This window comes from Micromonospora sp. HK10, from assembly GCF_000982955.1.
In the GTDB taxonomy this organism is placed as follows: domain Bacteria; phylum Actinomycetota; class Actinomycetes; order Mycobacteriales; family Micromonosporaceae; genus Micromonospora.
On the sequence record NZ_KQ058780.1, the window covers coordinates 1 to 2,957 of the forward strand.

Genomic DNA, 2,957 nt, shown 5'->3' on the forward strand with positions numbered 1-2,957 from the left:
CCGCCGCCCGCGCCCCGGCCGCCAGCCTGGAGGAGCTCGGCATGGACTCGCTGGCCCTGCTCGAACTCTCCGCCGTGGTCGCGGACCGGTGGCGGGTGACCATCCCGGAGCAGGCCGGGCAGCTGAGCATCGCCGGCGTCGCCGACCTGGTGGCCCGCAAGGCCGACCCGCCCGGGCACACCGAGAACGCCATCGACATCGCCGCGCCGCTGCGGTTGGTCTGGGAAATCACCAACGACGTGGCCCGGTGGACCGAGCTGTTCACCGAGTACGCGGCCGTCGAGATCCTGCACCGCGACGGCGACACGGTCCGGTTCCGGCTGACCATGCACCCCGACGAGAACGGCACCTCGTGGAGCTGGGTCAGCGAACGCACCGCCGACCCGGACGCCCGCGAGGTGCACGCCCGGCGAGTGGAGACCGGGCCGTTCGAGTACATGCGCATCCACTGGCGCTACGACGAGATCGACGGCGGCACCCGGATGACCTGGGTGCAGGACTTCGCCATGAAGCCCACCGCGCCGGTGGACAACGCGGGCATGACCGAGCGGATCAACACCAACAGCAAGGTCCAGCTCGCGGTCATCAAGGAGCGCATCGAGCGGGCGTACGCGGGAGGCGCGCGATGACCGACACCTCCACGGCCCGGGTCTCCGTCCACGACGTCACCGCCGACCGGCGGCGCGGCGGCGAACTGCGGGTGCTGCTCGGCCCGAAGACCGTCGGCAGCACCTCCGGCTTCATGGGGGTGGCCACCCTCGACCCGGGGGAGCGGATCGCCGAGCACTACCACCCGTACAGCGAGGAGTTCCTCTACGTCGCGCGCGGCGCCATCACCGTCGACCTGGACGACCGGCCGGTGCCGCTCGCCGCCGGGGAGGCCCTGTTCGTGCCCCGCGACGTGCGGCACCGGCTGCGCAACACCGGCGACGAACCGGCCGAGGTGGTCTTCCACCTCGGGCCGCTCGCGCCCCGTCCGGAACTCGGCCACGTCGACACCGAGGGTGCCCCACCACCCCGGACCCCGTCGTGACCGGCCGGCGGACGGTGGTCACCGGCGTCGGCGTCGTCGCACCCGGCGGCGCCACCCGGGACCGGTTCTGGAAGACCATCACCGAGGGGCGCACCGCCACCCGGCGGATCAGCTTCTTCGACCCGTCGCCGTTCCGCTCCCAGATCGCCGCCGAGTGCGACTTCGACCCGGACGCCGCCGGCATCACCCTCGCCGAACGGCAGCGCGCCGACCGGTACGTGCAGTTCGCGCTGGCCTGCTCCGCCGAGGCGCTCGCCGACAGCGGCCTGACCCTCAGCGACGCCGAGCGGGAACGGGCCGGCGTGGTGCTCGGCACCGCGGTCGGCGGCACCATGGCGCTGGAGAAGGAGTACGTGCGGGTCAGCGACTCCGGCCGGCACTGGCTGGTCGACCACACCCTCGGCGGGCCGTACCTGTACCAGGCGCTGATCCCGAGCAGCCTGGCCGCCGACGTGGCCTGCCGGCACGGCCTGCACGGCCCGGCGCAGGTGGTCTCCACCGGCTGCACGTCCGGCATCGACGCCATCGGGTACGCCCACCAGCTCGTCGCCGACGGCGAGGCGGACATCGTGCTGGCCGGCGCCGCCGACTCGCCGATCTCCCCGGTAACCGTCGCCTCGTTCGACGCCATCGGGGCCACCAGCCCGGACAACGACGACCCGGCCCACGCGTCCCGTCCCTTCGACGCCGACCGGCACGGCTTCGTGCTGGCCGAGGGGGCGGCCGTGCTGGTGCTGGAGGAGGCCGAGCACGCCCGCCGCCGCGGCGCGCACGTCTACTGCGAGGTCGCCGGCTACGCCAGCCGCAGCAACGGTTTCCACATGACCGGGCTGCGCCCGGACGGGGCGGAGATGGCCGTCGCCATCGGCGACGCGCTGCGCCAGGCCCGGCTCGCCCCGTCCGCCGTGTCGTACGTCAGCGCGCACGGCTCCGGCACCCGGCAGAACGACCGGCACGAGACCGCCGCCTTCAAGCGGGCGCTGGGCGCCACGGCGTACCGGGTGCCGATCAGCTCGATCAAGTCGATGGTCGGGCACTCGCTCGGGGCGATCGGCTCCATCGAGATGGCCGCGTGCGCGCTGGCCATCGAGTACGGCGTGGTGCCGCCCACCGCCAACTGGGCCACCCGGGACCCGGAGTGCGACCTGGACTACGTGCCCAACGAGGCCCGGGAGGTGCCGGTGGACGTGGCGCTCTCGGTGGGCAGCGGCTTCGGCGGCTTCCAGTCCGCGATGATCTTCCGCCGGCTGGCGGTCCACCCGTGACGGCGCGGGCCGTGGTGACCGGGATCGGGGTGGTCGCGCCGACCGGGGTGGGCGCCGACGCGCACTGGGACGCGGTCCTCGCCGGCACCCGCCGCACCGGGCCGATCACCCTGTTCGACCCGGCCGGCTACCCGACCCGGGTGGCCGGGGAGGTGCCCGACTTCGACCCGGCTGGCTTCAGCGACACCCGGCAGCGGGTGCAGACCGACCGGTGGACGCACCTCGGCTTCGCCGCCACCCGGCTGGCGCTGGCCGACGCCGGCCTGCCCGAGCGGTCTCCCGATCCGTACCGGTGGGCGGTCACCCTGGCCAGTTCCTCGGGTGGAAACCTGTTCGGGCAGCGGGAGCTGCAACGGCTCTGGGGCGGGGCCACCCGGACCGTCGGGGCGTACCAGTCGATCGCCTGGTTCTACGCGGCCAGCGTCGGGCAGCTCTCCATCCGGCATCAGCTCAAGGGGCCCTGCGGGGTGACCGTCTCGGAGTCGGCGGGCGGGTTGGACAGCCTCGCCCACGCGGTGCGGACGATCCGCCGGGGCACGCCGCTGGTGGTGGCCGGGGCGACCGAGTGTCCGCTGAGCCCGTACGCGCTGGCCTGCCAGCTCCGTTCCGGGCTGCTCAGCGACACCGCCGACCCGGAGCGGGCGTACCGGCCGTTCGAC

General features: G+C 74.2%; 4 protein-coding genes. All 4 read left to right on the top strand.

Features of this window, described 5'->3' with window-relative positions:
• The coding region (locus LQ51_RS11285; RefSeq protein ID WP_046564897.1) for an SRPBCC family protein at window positions 1-629 on the top strand (629 nt) is incomplete at its 5' end.
• Entirely contained in the window at window positions 626-1,033 is a 408-nt protein-coding gene (locus tag LQ51_RS11290) for a cupin domain-containing protein (RefSeq protein WP_046564899.1), read from the top strand. The genes LQ51_RS11285 and LQ51_RS11290, both read left to right, overlap by 4 nt.
• The gene (locus tag LQ51_RS11295) at window positions 1,030-2,298 is read left to right on the top strand and encodes a beta-ketoacyl-[acyl-carrier-protein] synthase family protein (RefSeq protein WP_046564902.1); all 1,269 of its coding nucleotides are present in this window, start codon (window positions 1,030-1,032) and stop codon (window positions 2,296-2,298) included. Before LQ51_RS11290 ends, LQ51_RS11295 begins: the two co-directional genes overlap by 4 nt.
• The coding region (locus LQ51_RS11300) for a beta-ketoacyl synthase N-terminal-like domain-containing protein (RefSeq protein WP_046564903.1) at window positions 2,295-2,957 on the top strand (663 nt) is incomplete at its 3' end. The genes LQ51_RS11295 and LQ51_RS11300, both read left to right, overlap by 4 nt.